At 39.7% G+C, this 16562-nt stretch carries 14 protein-coding genes; all 14 read left to right on the top strand.

Translation table 11 applies throughout. The features are described from left to right. The first annotated feature begins 7 nt into the window (after window positions 1–7). The 14 genes from IEZ33_RS15815 to IEZ33_RS15750 all read left to right on the top strand — a co-directional run bounded on the left by IEZ33_RS15815 (window position 8) and on the right by IEZ33_RS15750 (window position 16549). Complete coding sequence (locus tag IEZ33_RS15815; protein ID WP_191600982.1) at window positions 8–1093, top strand: flagellar basal body P-ring protein FlgI; 1086 nt, start codon at window positions 8–10, stop codon at window positions 1091–1093. A gap of 37 nt (window positions 1094–1130) precedes the next feature. Next, a complete protein-coding gene (gene flgJ, locus IEZ33_RS15810) occupies window positions 1131–2132 on the top strand; it encodes a flagellar assembly peptidoglycan hydrolase FlgJ (protein WP_191600981.1) in 1002 nt (333 codons plus the stop codon). A 116-nt stretch (window positions 2133–2248) separates the two neighbouring features. Continuing rightward, window positions 2249–4228 carry a flagellar hook-associated protein FlgK gene (gene flgK, locus IEZ33_RS15805; protein WP_191600980.1) on the top strand — a complete coding sequence of 660 codons (1980 nt, stop codon included), beginning with the start codon at window positions 2249–2251 and terminating at the stop codon, window positions 4226–4228. A gap of 4 nt (window positions 4229–4232) precedes the next feature. After that, window positions 4233–5453, top strand: a complete 1221-nt coding sequence (gene flgL / locus IEZ33_RS15800) for a flagellar hook-associated protein FlgL (RefSeq protein WP_191600979.1) — start codon at window positions 4233–4235, stop codon at window positions 5451–5453. A gap of 8 nt (window positions 5454–5461) precedes the next feature. Beyond that, window positions 5462–6994, top strand: coding sequence for an HD-GYP domain-containing protein (locus IEZ33_RS15795; protein ID WP_191600978.1), 1533 nt, complete (start codon window positions 5462–5464; stop codon window positions 6992–6994). A gap of 246 nt (window positions 6995–7240) precedes the next feature. Then, complete coding sequence (locus IEZ33_RS15790; RefSeq protein ID WP_191600977.1) at window positions 7241–8158, top strand: flagellin N-terminal helical domain-containing protein; 918 nt, start codon at window positions 7241–7243, stop codon at window positions 8156–8158. 523 nt (window positions 8159–8681) lie between these two features. Then, a complete protein-coding gene (locus IEZ33_RS15785) occupies window positions 8682–9596 on the top strand; it encodes a flagellin N-terminal helical domain-containing protein (RefSeq protein ID WP_191600976.1) in 915 nt (304 codons plus the stop codon). A gap of 60 nt (window positions 9597–9656) precedes the next feature. After that, complete coding sequence (locus IEZ33_RS15780; protein ID WP_191600975.1) at window positions 9657–10103, top strand: flagellar protein FlaG; 447 nt, start codon at window positions 9657–9659, stop codon at window positions 10101–10103. A 51-nt stretch (window positions 10104–10154) separates the two neighbouring features. Beyond that, window positions 10155–11516, top strand: coding sequence for a flagellar filament capping protein FliD (fliD, locus tag IEZ33_RS15775; protein ID WP_191600974.1), 1362 nt, complete (start codon window positions 10155–10157; stop codon window positions 11514–11516). A 20-nt stretch (window positions 11517–11536) separates the two neighbouring features. After that, window positions 11537–11959 carry a flagellar export chaperone FliS gene (gene fliS, locus IEZ33_RS15770; protein WP_191600973.1) on the top strand — a complete coding sequence of 141 codons (423 nt, stop codon included), beginning with the start codon at window positions 11537–11539 and terminating at the stop codon, window positions 11957–11959. Then, window positions 11956–12267: a hypothetical protein gene (locus IEZ33_RS15765; RefSeq protein WP_191600972.1), complete on the top strand. Its 312-nt coding sequence runs from the start codon at window positions 11956–11958 to the stop codon at window positions 12265–12267. Before fliS ends, IEZ33_RS15765 begins: the two co-directional genes overlap by 4 nt. Beyond that, complete coding sequence (locus IEZ33_RS15760) at window positions 12260–14413, top strand: motility associated factor glycosyltransferase family protein (protein ID WP_191600971.1); 2154 nt, start codon at window positions 12260–12262, stop codon at window positions 14411–14413. Before IEZ33_RS15765 ends, IEZ33_RS15760 begins: the two co-directional genes overlap by 8 nt. Then, window positions 14403–15401, top strand: coding sequence for an NAD-dependent 4,6-dehydratase LegB (locus tag IEZ33_RS15755; protein WP_191600970.1), 999 nt, complete (start codon window positions 14403–14405; stop codon window positions 15399–15401). The genes IEZ33_RS15760 and IEZ33_RS15755 overlap by 11 nt, the downstream gene beginning before the upstream one ends. Further along, entirely contained in the window at window positions 15398–16549 is a 1152-nt protein-coding gene (locus IEZ33_RS15750) for a LegC family aminotransferase (protein ID WP_191600969.1), read from the top strand. Before IEZ33_RS15755 ends, IEZ33_RS15750 begins: the two co-directional genes overlap by 4 nt. Window positions 16550–16562: the final 13 nt, after the last annotated feature.

Below are 16562 nucleotides of genomic sequence, written 5' to 3'. Positions count from 1 at the left end.
TGAGCTTATGAAACTGTTAACTATACTGATTTTACTGATGATGGCGAGTGTGTCTTATGCTGAAAGGCTGAAAGACATTACTACGGTTGAAGGTGTTCGTGACAACCAATTGTTTGGTTATGGTTTGGTCATTGGTTTAAATGGTACGGGTGATAATACGGCTTTTACAGAGCAAAGTTTTGCCAGTATGTTGTCCCAATTTGGCATAACCTTGCCGGAAGGGGTGCAAACGAATTCAGATAATGTGGCGGCTGTTTCTTTAACCGCTACCTTGCCTGCTTTTGCAAAACCCGGTCAAAGTATTGATGTGACTGTATCGTCTATTGGTAATTCCAGTAGTTTGCGAGGGGGAACTCTGTTGCTTTCGACATTAAAAGGTGCGGATGGTGAGGTGTATGCTATTGCCCAAGGTAACTTGGTGGTTGGTGGTTTAGGTGCTCAAGGCGCCGATGGCTCTAGATTATCGATTAATATTCCTACGGTTGGCCGTATTCCAAATGGTGCTTCTGTAGAGCGGGTTGTGCCGAATAGTTTTAATCGAGGTGACACATTAACCTTCAACTTGAATCGCCCCGACTTTACGACGGCGAAACACGTAGCCGATCGTATTAATAATTTATTGGGACCAAATATTGCGCAAACCTTAGATGCAACGTCTATCCGGGTATCGGCGCCAAGAGACCCAAGCCAGAGGGTTTCATTCTTGTCCATTTTAGAAAATCTAGAGGTTGAGCTGGGCAAGGAGAGAGCGAAAATAGTCATTAACTCACGGACAGGAACCATTATTATTGGTCAAAACGTGACGGTAACGCCAGCGGCCGTGACGCACGGTAGTTTAACGGTAACCATTAAAGAAAATCCTGAAATCGGCCAGCCTAATGCGTTGGCTGGTGGCGAGACAATCTTGGCTCCTCGCACCGAAATTACGGTTGATGAAAATAGTGGTCATATGTTTCTTTTTGATCCTGGGGCTTCTTTGAATGATATTATAAGAGCGGTTAATCAGGTCGGTGCTGCACCGGGTGATGTGATGGCGATACTTGAGGGTCTCAAACAAGCGGGCGCTTTGAATGCAGACCTTGTTGTAATATAGCGTTTTATGTTTTTGAATTCGCAAGTGAGAGGACGTTATGAATAAAATTAATGCTAATGAGTTTTATGGCGACTTTTCCTCTTTAGCGAATTTAAAAACGCAGGCTCAGAAAGACCCTGATGCGGCTTTAAAGCGAGTGGCTCAAGAGTTTGAATCTATTTTTATTGGTATGTTGTTGAAGAATATGCGCAGCGCTAATGAGGTTATTGGTGGTACAGATTTATTTTCCAGTAATCAAACTAGGCAATACGAAGACATGTTAGATTCTCAAATGGCTCAATCAATGTCGACCTCCGGTGGTGTGGGTTTAGCGGACGCTCTCATTCGTCAATTCGAGGGCCGTGGTAGTGCTTCTTTATCGGCTGCAACAGGTGATGTAGAAGGTGACTCCAAATTGCTACAAAGTATTGCTTCACAAGACTTGGCAAAGATTCAGTTGATGGCGCAAGAGGCAGGGAGGCGCCTGTTAGAAAAAGCGGAATCGGCAAAAACTGTTGACTCAACGGCGGTTAAAGTTGGGGCTTTAGATGCATCTCAAGCGGATACTGTGCCGGTTAAAAGTGTGATATTTGATTCCCCTGAAACCTTTGTTGAGCGCCTTTGGCCGTTAGCTCAAGAGGCGGGTAGGCAACTTGGGGTTGATCCTAAAGCTATTCTAGCTCAAGCCGCGCTGGAGACAGGTTGGGGAAAGTTTCCTATTGCCAAAGCGGATGGTAGTGCAAGCTTTAATATGTTTGGGATAAAGGCGGACTCTCGCTGGCAAGGAGATCGAGCGGTTGTTACAACGCTTGAGTATGAAGATGGCGTTGCAAAAAAACAGAAGGCCCCGTTTCGAGCTTATAATTCCTTCTCTGAAAGCTTTAATGATTACGCTCGTTTTCTACAAGACAGTGAGCGGTATAAAGATGCCTTAATGGCAGGCGATAATGCGGCAATGTTTGCCGCTTATTTGCAGAAAGGTGGGTACGCGACGGACCCTAACTACAGTCAAAAAATAGGTAATATCCTCTCAAGTAAATGGTTTAAAACACTTCTTTAGGTCTCTCTTATATTCTTTATAAAGTGGTCAAGTTTTTGCATGCCTAACCGATATACTTAATATCCTTGCTAAGTTCCTAGCCTGGAAAAGACAAAGTGAAATCGAGGTAAGTCATTATGGCTGCAAGCTTATATTCAATTGGATTATCTGGTATTCAAGCCAGTAATGCTCTCATTACAACGACGGGGCAGAATACCTCTAACGTTAATACGGCTGGCTTTAATCGACAAACCACGGTTCTATCTTCCACATTGAATGGTGGGGTCGAGGTACGAGATACCGAGCGAGTCGTTGATCAGTTCCTGAACCAGCAAGTTCGCGCGGATACCTCTCTGAACCATTATTATGAAAAGTTTTATCAATTAGCCTCAACAGCCGATGAAATTGTAGGCGATCAGTCGGTATCCTTGAATACGTATCTTGATAACATGTTTTCAGCCTTGCAGTCGGTGAATGCCGATCCGACGAATTTAGCAACACGTGACAGCGCGTTTAACAATTTTAATAACATGGTTAGTCAATACAATGAGTTAGCAGGTTTTGTTGAAGATCAAAATCAGCTGGCGAATAATCAACTTAATTCTGTTATTGACGAGATTAATCAGTTATCGGCTCAAGTCGCGAATTTAAATGAAAAGATATTGGTTCAAGAAACGGTGGGTGGGCGTGTTGCTAATGAGTTAAGAGACCAGCAGGAAGAGCTGGCGCGAAGCATTAGTGAAATGATTGAGGTTAAGCTGTCTTATGATAGTAATGGCTTGATGGAGCTTCAATTGAAAAATGGGCAACCTTTGGTATTACAAGATGATACTAAGACGTTGAAGTTATCACCTAATGAGCTTGATCCTACCGAATACGATTTAACCTTGGATTTCGGTCGCTATGAAATTGGATTGAATAACGATTCTTTAGGTGGTCAGCTTGGTGCGCTGATGGATTATCGTAATGATATGCTGACTGAAATGGATCGACGTTTAGGCCAACAGGCCATTGTTCTAGCCGACACTATGAATGAGCAAAATAAGTTAGGCCTAGATTATAATGGTGAATACGGTAAAAATCTTTTTTCACTTGATGCTGTTCAAATAAATCAAAAAGCCGACAACTCAAGTTTGTCCCATAGTGTTAAAGTTCGTCCTGAAGCGGGAAAATCGAGTGAAATTACAACCGATACTTATAATCTAACCATGACGTCCGCGACGACGTTTGACGTTAAAGGGTTTGATGCTAATGGGAAGGCGAATGGGGTGTTGGTCAGTGTCGATCTTGCCACCGCGGTTCCTTCTGCCGATGGCTATGTATCGATTCCCGGGCTAGGAATAGAAGTTCGCTTACAGGCCGACCCTACTGTTCCCTTTGAAAATGGTGACCTTTATCAATTTACACCCACAAGCGGAGCCGCTCGAGGGCTTGACGTGTCAATGGGGTCGGGTGAACAGCTGGCGTTAAATGCCCCTGTTACGGTGTCCAGCGCGTCGGCGAATATTTCTGATGCAAACATTAGTTTATCTAACATCACGGATACCGACCCAGCAACCTCAAGCTTTGTGTTTGGTGGGGGGCTCGATCCTGCCGCACCACAGTCTATTCGATTTACCTTATCTGATGAATACGAAGTTCTAGATGGTGGAGGGAATGTTTTGGCCACCGTTTCTGGGGTTACCGACTATAATAATCTACTGGATCAAGCCGGATTGGCCGCTTCTGGTTACGATGTTTCAATTTCATCTGTCCCAACACCTGGTGATAGTTTTGCGATGGCGTTTAATACAGCGGGCCGAGGCGATAACTTTAACGGTCTAAAATTAGCCGAGCTTCAGAATAAGGGCGTGATTGAGGGTGGTCGATCTTTTACACAAAGTTATACCGCTCTCGTGACTAATGTCGGTAGTGAGGCACGGTCTTTAAAATTAAATTTAGATTCAAGTGACATTGTGTTGCAGCAAAGTTTGAATAGGCGAGACGAGGTTTCAGGCGTTAGTATGGATGAGGAAGCCGTTAAACTGGTTCGATTCCAACAGTCCTATTCGGCTTCTGCGCAGGTAATAACGGCAGCAAGAGATACATTCCAAGCATTGTTAAGTGCGGTGAGGTAGAGCGATGAGAATTACCAATAACTATATATACCGTCAATCTTCTGAAGGATTAGAAAGATCAAACGAACGATACCTAGATACAAACCGTAAAATTATTGAACAATCCAGTATTGTTAAAGCAAGTGATGATCCTGTTGGTGCTGGGCAGGTGCTCCGCTACGAAGCCAACAACAGACTTTTGGATCAGTACAAGTCTAATGGTACCTCTGCAAAGAATGGTCTTGAGTACCAACATGTTGCACTCACAAGTTTGAATGATCTCTTAGATAAAGCTCGAAGTTTGGTTATTCAATCTGAAAATGGGGCCAATAGCCAATCGGATCTTGATTCAATCGCTCAAGAACTGTCGTCTATTAGAGACACCGCGGCAGATTTAATGAATTCAAAAAATTCAGACGGTGACTATCTATTCTCAGGTACAGACACTAAAAGCCCACCTTTTCAACTTCAATCAAATGGGCGTTATGAGTATTTTGGTAATGAAGGGAAAAAGTTTGCGCAGTTGGCTGAAACGGTCTCTATCCCGGTTTCGGAATCAGGAAAATCACTTTTTCAAGATGTTCCTACAAGAAGAACGTTTACCAGTGTCGTTAGTTCTGGTGTAGCCACTATGTCGAATTTTAAGGTTGGAGATCAAGGTGCGTATGATTTATTTGTTAAAAATAATTATGATGCGATTAATCCAGCGTTAAATCAGTATTTATTGACTACAACGGCAGGTTCTCCAGATAGCTTTACATTACGAGATGCTGTTGGCACAGCGATAGCCAGTGGGGATTATACTTCAGGTGAGCCTATTAGTGTATTTGGCATGGAAGTAACAATGGATGGCGTGGCAGGTTCTGTGATAGACATCAGTTTAGACCCTCCGGTTCGCGATAATGTGTTAAATGAGATGCAAAAAGCAATTGACGCATTAAAGGATCCTTCTTTAAATGACAATGCTCGCCAGTCGGCTTTAAGGGACGCGAGTGTCAGCATGATCAGTACTCAAAGTACGATGGGGGCTGGATTATCAAATATTGGTTCTGGACTGAATACCATTACTCAAATTGAATCCTATCAAGCGACAAATAAGCTCTCTAATCAATCCGCTTCATCTAATATTTCTGGATTGGATATCGGTGCTGCATCGGCGGAATTGGCACAAGCTGAAGCGGCGATTAGTGCGTCTCAGTTGTTGTTTACTCGTTTGACCAGTCTTTCATTATTCAACGTCTTATAGGTTTATAAATGGTGGCATTTAAGGTTGATGTCTGTTTCGGGGTTGATATTTCATTTGATTACTTCGATGTGGATCTTCTATTAGATGCGTTGCAAATTGGCGTGGAAATTAGGCGAAGCAAAAGGGTTCTTAACTTAATTCAAGAGCATGGTAAGCATCATCGGGTGATTTTAATTGCTAAGCGTCAAATGGCATTGGATTTGGTAAAAGAGGCCCTTGATAAAGGGGTGTTGCCTTATATCAGTAACTTTGAGCATCGAGATGTCCTGTCGTCTGATAAAGATCGTCTTTATGATTCTGAGGAGCGTTTTTTACAGATATGCCTTTCGCTTTCTGTCGGTAAATCAATCAAAGGATTAAAAAAACTAAATAGTAATAATACCTGCGACTTAAGGATGTTATCTAATAGTGGGCGTAGCTTATTTCGTTATTTTCGAAGTGTTTTAAATGATCACACGCGAGACTATATATTGGCTTTTAAAGATGGGCGTATAGATGAGTTAGCCGTTGAGCATGTTGGTCTAAAAGACGTGGACTCACCAGACGTCGTATTTTCAAGTGTGAAGAAAAAAACATCTCCTCAAGCCGCAAAAAATAAATTAATGGATTTCAGTTTAGAGATTACTGTTGCCAACAAGTTGTTTACTGAAGGTAAAAAATTAGTTTCTGAGCAAGCCCAGTTTATGAAAGTTGGAACCGCTTTTGATGTGCTGGCATTACAAAAATTTTGTCAATTATTAATTTCCTCTTACGATAGAAATCCATTTGCTTTGTTGGCATTGCGCCATGTTAAAACGCCTGCCTCTTATTTGTCTGAGCATTTACTGAGTTCAGCTGTATTAGGTATTCATTTTTCACGAGTTATTGGTTTGTCTGATGGGTATGTTTCCGCTATCGCTTTGGGAGGGATTCTGTTTGATATCGGGCGCTTTCGCTTGCCAGATGCCTTAGCGTCAAAAAGTGATAAGCTAACACCAAATGAATTTGACTTATTTCGTAAGCATATAGATTTTGCTCTGAGTGCGGTGAAGCAATCGGATGGTTTGGTTAAATTGATTTATCAGATGGTTGATGATCATCATGAAAGGGTTGACGGCACAGGTTACCCAAAAGGTAAGCAAGATAGTGAAATTTCTATTTATGGAAAAATGGCGGCTATTATTGACGCTTATGATGCCATGACGTCTGAGCAGCAGCATAAAACATCAATGGGGCCAGTTAAGGCATGTCAGCGTTTGCTAAAAGAGTCTGGTTTGGCGTTTGATAAAATGTTAGTGAAAACGTTTGTTAAAAGTATGGGGCAGTATCCTGTTGGTGCTTGCGTTTTGTTATCTAATAATCGAATTGGTTTTATTATTACATTAAATAAACAGAATCAACCTGCCTTGGTTCGACAGGTTTTTAGCTTGTCACAAAATGCATTTATTCCTGTAACGGATATTTCGGTAGATCAAACTAGTTCAAAACAAGTGGATGTGTTTATAGTAGAAGAAACAGACCCACAGATTCATAAAATTCAGTTTATAAATCATTTATTGTAGCTCTAGTGCAATATTATTGAAAATTCCCACGAAAAACAGAAAAAAACCTAAAGTTTTATCTTATTCGAACGATACATATCCCCTCCATTTTTTTGTTAGGCCTGGTTTTAAAACTTTTAAAAAAAACTTAAAAAAACATTAAAGATCCAATCTTAGGTGACGATAACTATAATAAGACACAAACAACCAAATAATTAATTAAATCAAAAGGTTGTGCTTTAGTTAACAGATTCTAGGAGAAATGAAATGGCTTTATACGTAAACACAAATATGTCTTCTTTGAACTCTCAAAGACAGCTTATGAATTCAGGTAACTCATTAGATACATCTTTCAAAAGATTGTCTTCTGGCTTTCGTATTAACTCAGCGGCTGATGATGCGGCAGGCCTTCAAATTTCGGATCGTTTGACTTCCCAAATTAATGGTTTGAACCAAGCGGTACGAAATGCTAATGATGGTATCTCCTTGTCGCAGACAGCTGAAGGGGCGCTTGATGAAACGACCAACATGTTACAGCGTATGCGAACGTTGGCCATTCAAGCATCGAATGATTCAAACACAGACCAAGATAGATTGGCTATTCAGCAAGAAGCCGATCAACTTCGTTTAGAAATCAATCGTGTTGCTGAACAAACTACTTTTGGTGGTCAAAATTTACTGAATGGTTCCTATGCTGCTCGCTTTCAAGTGGGGGCAGATGGTGGTCAAACAATCAGTTTTTCTATGTCTACAATTACTACAAATAGTGGTGGTGCAGTAGCGATTAATGCTAACGGTGGTTTTACCATGTCAGGTATTGCTGGTGCCGCATCAGCCGTAACAGGTCTAACGACTCTTGGCTCTACTGTTAGTACAACAACCTTGTCATTAACGAGCATCGCTAATGCGGAAAACCTAATTTCTACGATTGATGCTATGATCTCTGTCGTGGATACTAAACGTTCTGAATTGGGTGCGATTCAAAACCGCTTTAGTTCTACAATTCGTAATTTATCGAATATCGCTGAAAATGTATCGGCCGCTCGCTCTCGAATTAGAGATACGGATTTTGCTCAAGAAACAGCGGAATTGACTCGTAACCAAATCTTGCAGCAAGCAAGTACTACAATTCTTTCTCAAGCGAATCAGCGCCCACAAGCGGCATTGTCTTTACTTGGGGGTTAATTCTTAAAGAATAGTTAAAAATAAAGCGGCTGATCAGGCCGCTTGAAGGAAAGTTCTCGAATATCGGAGGCAAGAGGTTTGGCGATGATATTCGAATTCTCGCTTCTTACTCCTAGAAGTGTTTTATGCCAAGCATGTCAGTGCTTGGTTTTTTTTTGTGAGGTTGGCGCCCCACATCTAAAGGTAAGCATTATCCATGCCATTTTCCTATTTGATTTTTATGTACTCTCAAATTGTATGTTTAGGTAGGTTTTGTGGTTTTTTTTAAATAATTAATCTAATTAATTATTGTTTTATCTTTATGATTTTTATATGAAAAAGGATTTATATTGCCATCTTGAAGGTTTTTTTTTGCCGTAAAAGGGATGTTTTTTTCATTTTTAGCTAAAGCTCTATCTGGTTCGGCCGAAAAGCTTCATAAGAGGTTTATTTTATTGGTTTAATATTTGGCGATATTGACCAGTATTTTATAAAAGTACCGTTTTTTGGAACGGGCTTTCATGGCGATACTTAGGAGGCTGTTATGGCTGTTATGGTAAATACAAATGCGTCATCATTGAATGCGCAACGTCAATTATCCAATTCTGGAAATGCGCTAGATACATCTTTCAAGCGTTTATCTTCTGGTTTTCGAATCAACTCTGCGGCAGATGATGCAGCAGGTCTTCAGATATCTAACCGTTTAACGTCTCAGATCAATGGTCTGAATCAAGCGGTACGAAATGCAAATGATGGTATATCTTTATCTCAAACAGCGGAGGGTGCATTAGACGAAACAACAAATATGTTGCAACGTATGCGAACTCTGTCTATTCAAGCATCAAATGATTCCAACAATGATCAAGACCGCTTGGCACTTCAACAAGAAGCTGATCAATTGCGCCTAGAAATTAACCGTGTTGCAGAGCAAACTTCTTTCGGTGGTCAAAACCTGTTGGATGGATCGTACTCTGCTCGTTTTCAAGTAGGTGCAGAAGGTGGTCAAACAATCAGTTTTTCCATGTCTACAATCACTACAAATACTGGTGGTTCAATAGCGATTAATGCTAATGGTGGTTTTACCATGTCGGGTATTGCTGGTGCGGCATCAGCCGTAACAGGTCTGGCCGGTGTTGGATCTACTGTTAGTACAACAAGCTTGTCATTAACAAGTATCGCTAATGCTCAGGACTTAATTTCAACCATTGATGCGATGATTTCAGTTGTTGATGCGAAACGTTCTGAGTTAGGTGCGATTCAAAACCGCTTTAGCTCTACGATTCGTAACTTGAGTAATATTTCTGAAAACGTCTCAGCCGCTCGATCTCGTGTACGAGATACGGATTTTGCTGTGGAAACAGCCGAGTTGACTCGTAATCAGATTTTACAGCAAGCGAGTACGTCTATCTTATCCCAAGCAAACCAAAGGCCTCAAACCGCTTTGTCTTTGTTAGGTTAATTTCTGATATGATAAAAGCTGAGGAGTCCCTCAGCTTTTATGTTTCAGGAGGAAGTTATTATGGCTATTGGCTTAAATGATTTGTTGAAAACCCCCTTATTGAACTCTAGTTCAAGTAATAGTGAGGCTAGTTTATTACAAAATTTCCAAGCAAAAAAAGAAATGGATGCTAAAAAAGTAACTGAGCTGGCCGATACAAATGCGAGTGATGGGCGATTAAGTCAAGGGAGTGAGCAGGGAGCGCTTGTTAGTGGAAGTAGTATTGAACAAATACAAGAAGAAGATGTAAGCCTTACTAATCAAAAAATGAATCAATTGAACGTCCAGCTTTCATTTGAAGTATCTGAAGAAAGTAATCAAAGAATTGTACGTGTGATTGATCAAGAAAGTGGAGAGGTTGTTAGGCAAATGCCTTCCGAAGAATTTTTGAAAATGTCTGAAAGAATTGATGAGCTTGTCGATCAGTTGAGTGAATTTAAAGGAGCATTAATCAATAGCTCGGTGTAATATTATAGAGTATTTTTTTCTTGGTATATTTAAACTTGACGGGGGTGCATTATGACTATAACAGCTCAAGGTATTGGTAGTGGTCTTGACTTAGAGGGTTTAATTAGTTCTCTTGTCAGTGCTGAAAGGGATGCAAAAACATCTTCTTTTAGTAGTAAAACCCAAGATTTAAATATTCAGCTATCTGCTGTTGGGGCGATTAATTCAAGGGTTGATGCTTTTAAAACATCGGTAGACAGTCTTAATGATTTAGAAGACTTTCAAAATCGAACGGCCTCCATTACTCAACCGAGTATTGGTGATATTATTAGTGTTTCTCCAGGCTCTTCAGCTTCTACAGGCCGTTATCAAATTTCAGTCGATCAACTAGCGCAGGGCAGTCGTAGTGAATCGGCGGCATCTGCTTTTTCCTCTGCATCAGACGTCGTTTCAGCTGGTGGCGGTAACCTTACTTTTACTTCCGGTGCTGATGATAGCTTTACGCTTGCCGTTCCAGCCGGGGCTACTTTGGAAGAGCTAAGGGAGTTGATCAATGATGATGAAAACAATTATGGTGTTTCTGCTAACCTTATTGATACCGGGTCTGATGTTCGCTTAGTGCTCACTTCCAGTGTAACCGGAGCAGGTAATGATTTAGTCGTGACAAATGATGATGCCTCTTTAGATGCTGTCTCTACTGGAATGACAATAAAAGCAGGGGATGAAGCAAAGTTAGCACGTATCTTTGTGGATGGGCTCGCGATTGAAAGTGATTCTAATACGTTTGAAAATGTTATTTCTGGGGTTGATATTACCGCTCTAAAAGAGAGTGCTGGTGAAACCGCGTCAGCGAGTATTTCGACTGATAAAGAGGGTGTAAAATCATTAATTGAAGGTTTTGTGAGTAATTATAACCAAATGCTGAGCGTATTTAATGAAGCTACACAGATTGGTGCCGCGTTAAACGGTGATAGTTCTATACGAAACTTAGAAGCGCAATTATCCAGAAGCTTGATGTCTCAGTCTGATGGGCTAGGTGATTTCGAAACGATTTTTGATATTGGCATTGAAATGGATAATGAGGGTAATCTGTCAATTGATTCTACTAAATTTAATGAATCCTTAGATTCTGGGTATGATGATTTAGCTAAGATGTTTGCTGGTGAGGATGGCCTTGCTACCGTTGTTTCAGGTATGCTGGAACCGTATACTCAAACAGGTGGTATTTTCGATAAACGTACTGAAACGGTCCAAGAACAAATTGATGATACGGCCGAAAGCCAAGAGGCGTTTAATTATCGAATGGATCAATACGAAGAAACGCTTCGAAAGCAGTTTACCTCTTTGGATATTACCTTGGCTTCTCTTAATGCTCAAAGTACGTATTTAGCTGGACAGTTGGCGAATTTACCTGGTTTTACAAGTAATAATTAGAAATTATTAAAGGTTCATTGATGTATTCGAAAAAAGGTATTCAAGCCTATCAAAAAGACTCATTACGCTCAGATTTGGCTTCAGCTGATCCTCATCGAGTCATTCAGCTATTGATGCAAGGTGCATTAGAGCGGTTGGCTCAAGGTAAAGGAGCGATTGAGCGCAAAGACTTCGAGACTAAGTCAGTTTGTTTAACGAAAGCAACTGAAATTATTAATGCCTTGAGAGATGCACTTGAGCCCGAGTTTAATCCGGAGTTATCTGAAAATTTAGATTCTTTATATGAATATATGATTTTTCGTATCAGTGAAGCGAGTAGACAAATGGATGTGTCTATATTAGATGAGGTTTCATCTCTGCTTTTAACGATAAAGTCTGCTTGGGATCAGGTTACTGAGTCGGATAAACAAGAAGCGGCGAGCATGCGCTCATCTGCACTATGACGGCCTCCAATGACATAAAGGAGGAACTGATACAAAACGCTCAAGCTATCTCCGTTATACTTTCTAAAAAAGATCCATCTGATTTTGCTTATGATTTGGTTACGCTAGTGAAGCAAAGAGATGACTTGATCTACAGTATAGATTTTCATGTAATGCCTAAAGAGTTCTGGCAAAAAATTTTGGAGCAGAATGAAAGTGTCTCTCTTGCTTTGAAAAAGTCACAATATGAACTTCTTGAAAAAACTTCCTACAGCATTAAAAGTCGTAAAGCTCTAGGCAAGTACAAGGATACTTTAAATCATGAATAATGATATTGAAAAAAAAATTTCAGAAGCTGAAAGGTCTGTTCAAAAACTAGCTGAACTAAAAGAACAAGCCATAGTACTAGATGAGAGTTTGAATGAATGTTTTAAAAAGAATAAGGAAGCATTTGAAAAGTATATGCCTCATATTCTAAGTGACTTCAAAGACTTTGAATTTAATCAGAACCTCTTTTTTATATCTAAGTCTGGAAACTTAAATATTCTACACACTTCAGAAAATGCTCCGTTATACGGAGATGATCCTGTTAAAGACTCGAAAAAACAGGTTGAATTTTTTTTGAGCCATCCTACATTTACTAAGATAGTTTACGGCTTGGAAAAAAATCCTCGGGATCAGATTCAGACAGAGTATTTAAATAAAGCAATACAAGTTAGTTTAGATGCAAGAGACAACCTTACACTATTAACGAATGTTCCTGAATTTGTTCCAAGCCTTATGGTTTTTGGTATTGGGCTTGGATATCACTTAGATGAATTAATATCAAAAATAAATTCAAATCACTACTTCCTCTATGAACCTGATCCATTACTTTTTTTTGCATCGTTATTTATTTTTGATTGGGAAAAATTATTTTTAAAGGTGGATAAAAATAAGTCAACATTAAATATCAATGTTGGAAGTGACCCTTTAGATTATCCAAGAGATTATATTTCTCAGGTTGATGTTAATGGTCGTTATAGTGCGTCTAAAACTTTCTTATATCTTCATTATAAAAGTAAGAAGCTTGATGTGGCTATGGAGGAAATGCATAAAAACTACAATCAACAAATTGGAGGTTGGGGGTTCTTTGATGATGGTGTTTTTTCGATAGGCCATGGTTATACTAATTTAAAAAACAAAACGCCTATTCTAAAAAGTAATAAAAATATATCACCAGAAATAAAAAGAAAAATTGAAAATTTACCCGTTTTTATTATTGGCAATGGACCGTCTCTTGATAATTGTATTGATGTCATCAAGGAGAATCGTGACAAAGTTATTTTGATGTCTTGTGGAACGACGATAACAACCTTATATCGTTACGGTATTAAACCCGATATTCAACTAGATGTAGAAAGAACTAAACATTCAGCCGATAAGTTTAAATTTTTGCCAGCTGATTATTTAAAAGACATTTTAGCATTATCAGTAAATGTAATGCATCCAGATTACTTTTCTTATTTTGAAAAAACAGGATATGGTTTAAAAACTGGTGAAGCAATGACTTCGGCTTTTCAAGAAAAATTAGACCGAGATTCTGTATACCAAGCATTGCAAGCATGTAACCCACTGGTAGGTAATTTGGGGTTATCTTATGCTTATTATTTTGGTTTTAAAAACGTGTATTTAATGGGTATTGATGGTGGCTATGTTAAGGGAGGTCTACATCATTCTAAACACAGTGTTTATTACTCTAAAGATTCAGATGAAGTAGAAGCCATCCAAAATTATACTACTGCTTCAGGCGTGACAGTAGAAGGAAATTTTGGCGGTGAGGTTTTTAGTTCGAACTTGATGGATCAAAGTCGATATATGATTAATATACTCATGAAGGAAATCATAAAAGACAAAAAAGCCTATTATTATAACTGTTCAAATGGTGTTAAATTCGACAAAATTAAGCCACTTCCTCCAGAGGACGTCTTTTTGTTAGATCCGAATATCCATAAAAAAGAAACATTAGACTATATATACAATAATTTTTTTGACGCTCCTCCTTTGGATGTATCTGAGAAAGATTTCATCGATTTAGATGGGTTTAAAAGTGTCGTTTCATCGCTAAAAGACATATTAGACGTGGATTATACAGATAGAAGGTCTTTCTCTAGTGTCTCAAAAAAACAAACGGATTTTGTTAACTCTTATAGAGCTCAGGGGAAAGGTAAAACCAATCTATATTATTTATTAATAGGCAGTTTAAACTCTATTAATGCCATTCTACTTACTGTTGTGTATCAATATGATGATGAGTCAGAAGTGGTTGAATATGGGAAAAAAATAATTGAGGTTTGGGTTGAATATTTGGATGCTATGGTTGAAAGATACTCAAATGTTGTTGGATGGCATGATACCTATGATTGGGATGGCATGAAACTTTTTGAAGAGCCAAAAAGCTCAGAATCAGAGGAGGGTGATAAGCATGTCCACTAAAGTACTGGTTACTGGATCGGATGGGTTTATTGGTTCTCATCTTGTAGAGCACTTAATTAAATTAGGTTATTCCGTCAAAGCGTTTGTTTATTATAACTCTTTCAATAGCTATGGTTGGTTGGATACCGTCTCGGATGACATTCTTTCTCAAATAGACGTTGTTTCTGGTGATATCCGAGATCCTAATGGTGTACGTGTTGCTATGAAAGGCTGTGACGTTGTTTTGCATCTCGCCGCTTTAATTGCCATCCCTTTCTCTTATCATTCGCCTGATACTTACATCGATACTAACATTAAAGGGACGCTTAATGTTTTACAGGCCGCGCGCGATTTAGGCGTTAGAGTAGTGCATACTTCTACTAGCGAGGTGTATGGGACGGCTCAGTATGTTCCTATTGATGAGGGTCATCCTATTGTCGGTCAGTCTCCTTATTCCGCCTCTAAGATTGGTGCGGATCAATTGGCCTATTCTTTTTACAGTTCTTTTGAGTTGCCAGTAACCACCATTCGTCCATTCAATACCTATGGTCCAAGACAGTCCGCAAGAGCGGTCATACCGACCATTATTGGTCAAATTGCCAGCGGTGAAAGAGACATTAAGTTAGGGGCGATACACCCAACGAGAGACTTTAATTTTGTTAAAGATACTGTGTCTGGTTTTGAAAAAGCGATAAACGCAGCCGATGCCATTGGTGAAGTAATAAACCTGGGTTCCAATTTTGAAATTAGTATTTTGGATACGGCACTGGCTATCGCGGAAGTAATGGGTGCTGAAATAGAAATCGTGACTGATGATCAAAGGCTAAGGCCTGAAGGCAGTGAAGTGGAGCGTTTATTTTCCACAAACGCGAAGGCAAAAGCGCTGTTAGATTGGTCGCCATCTTATGGAGGCTTATCGGGTTTTAAGAAGGGACTAGCTGAAACATCGGCATGGTTTGTTAAGCCTGAAAATCTCTCTCGTTATAAAACTGGAATCTATAACCTGTGAGCCATCTTGTTGAATCTCTCGTTAAATTCTATCGTCATAAACAGCCTGAAGGTCTTGTCGCACTGCACGAACCGAGTATTTCTGAATTTGATAAAAAGCTTGTTCTTGATTGTTTGGACTCTGGTTGGGTGTCGAGTGTCGGTGCCTATGTGTCTATGGCAGAAGATAAAATAGCCTCTTATGTCGGCGCGTCGGGCGCGATAGCTACAGTAAATGGTACATCAGCACTGCATTTGGCGTTATTGAGTGTTGGTGTTGTTGAGGGCGATGAAGTGGTTACGCCTTCATTGACCTTTATTGCCACTACGAATGCTATCCGCTACTGCAATGCTGACCCTCATTTTGTGGATGTTGAGACGGAGTCATTAGGGGTATGTCCACAAAAATTGCGAGAGCATTTATCAAACGTGCTCGTGCGTAAAAATCAATGCTGGGTGAATAAGTTTACTGGGAAAAGGGTTAAAGCGATTGTTTATGTTCATATTTTTGGGCTTCAAGGGTATATTCAAGAAGTCGCTCAAATCGCAAAAGAATTTGACCTGCCTTTAATTGAAGATTGTGCTGAAAGCTTGGGAACAAAACTTCAAGGGACTCATACTGGGTTATTTGGGGATGTGGCTGCGTTTAGTTTTAATGGCAATAAAATTATTACCAGCGGTGGTGGCGGTATGGTTATCGCCAAAGATCCCAATAAAATGCATTTGATTAAACATTTAAGTACCACTGCGAAAACCTCAGGTGACGGCTTTTTCTATCATGATCAAGTGGGTTTTAATTATCGAATGCCTAATTTAAATGCGGCGTTATTAGTCGGTCAATTATCATCACTAGATGATAAGATTCGAAAAAAAAGAGCGCTATTTAATGATTTGGTTCAGTTGTTACATCGCTTTAGTGACGTGACGCCTATGGTTCCTAGATATGAGCATGAATGCAATCATTGGTTGTTATCGGTTAAAGTGTCTCCGGAACGTAAAGACAGCTTTATTCAAGAACTCAATGATAACGGGCTTATGGTTAGGCCTCTTTGGAATTTAAATCATACATTACCAATGTATGAAACGTGTTTTAAAGGGGATTTATCGAACTCACAGAGTGCCGTTCAACAGGTTATCTCATTACCAAGCTCCCCATCTCTTATTGTTTAATCCTTGTAGTGAT

This window comes from Marinomonas algicola (genome assembly GCF_014805825.1).
GTDB lineage: Bacteria > Pseudomonadota > Gammaproteobacteria > Pseudomonadales > Marinomonadaceae > Marinomonas > Marinomonas algicola.
The sequence above is the reverse complement of the archived record's forward strand: the minus strand, read 5'-3'. Positions and strand labels throughout refer to the sequence as shown.

Bases quoted from the DNA above. Each gene is read 5' to 3' on its own strand.
- IEZ33_RS15815 (WP_191600982.1), top strand. From the start codon at position 8: ATGAAACTGTTAACTATACTGATTTTACTGATGATGGCGAGTGTGTCT.
- flgJ (WP_191600981.1), top strand. From the start codon at position 1,131: ATGAATAAAATTAATGCTAATGAGTTTTATGGCGACTTTTCCTCTTTA.
- flgK (WP_191600980.1), top strand. From the start codon at position 2,249: ATGGCTGCAAGCTTATATTCAATTGGATTATCTGGTATTCAAGCCAGT.
- flgL (WP_191600979.1), top strand. From the start codon at position 4,233: ATGAGAATTACCAATAACTATATATACCGTCAATCTTCTGAAGGATTA.
- IEZ33_RS15795 (WP_191600978.1), top strand. From the start codon at position 5,462: ATGGTGGCATTTAAGGTTGATGTCTGTTTCGGGGTTGATATTTCATTT.
- IEZ33_RS15790 (WP_191600977.1), top strand. From the start codon at position 7,241: ATGGCTTTATACGTAAACACAAATATGTCTTCTTTGAACTCTCAAAGA.
- IEZ33_RS15785 (WP_191600976.1), top strand. From the start codon at position 8,682: ATGGCTGTTATGGTAAATACAAATGCGTCATCATTGAATGCGCAACGT.
- IEZ33_RS15780 (WP_191600975.1), top strand. From the start codon at position 9,657: ATGGCTATTGGCTTAAATGATTTGTTGAAAACCCCCTTATTGAACTCT.
- fliD (WP_191600974.1), top strand. From the start codon at position 10,155: ATGACTATAACAGCTCAAGGTATTGGTAGTGGTCTTGACTTAGAGGGT.
- fliS (WP_191600973.1), top strand. From the start codon at position 11,537: ATGTATTCGAAAAAAGGTATTCAAGCCTATCAAAAAGACTCATTACGC.
- IEZ33_RS15765 (WP_191600972.1), top strand. From the start codon at position 11,956: ATGACGGCCTCCAATGACATAAAGGAGGAACTGATACAAAACGCTCAA.
- IEZ33_RS15760 (WP_191600971.1), top strand. From the start codon at position 12,260: ATGAATAATGATATTGAAAAAAAAATTTCAGAAGCTGAAAGGTCTGTT.
- IEZ33_RS15755 (WP_191600970.1), top strand. From the start codon at position 14,403: ATGTCCACTAAAGTACTGGTTACTGGATCGGATGGGTTTATTGGTTCT.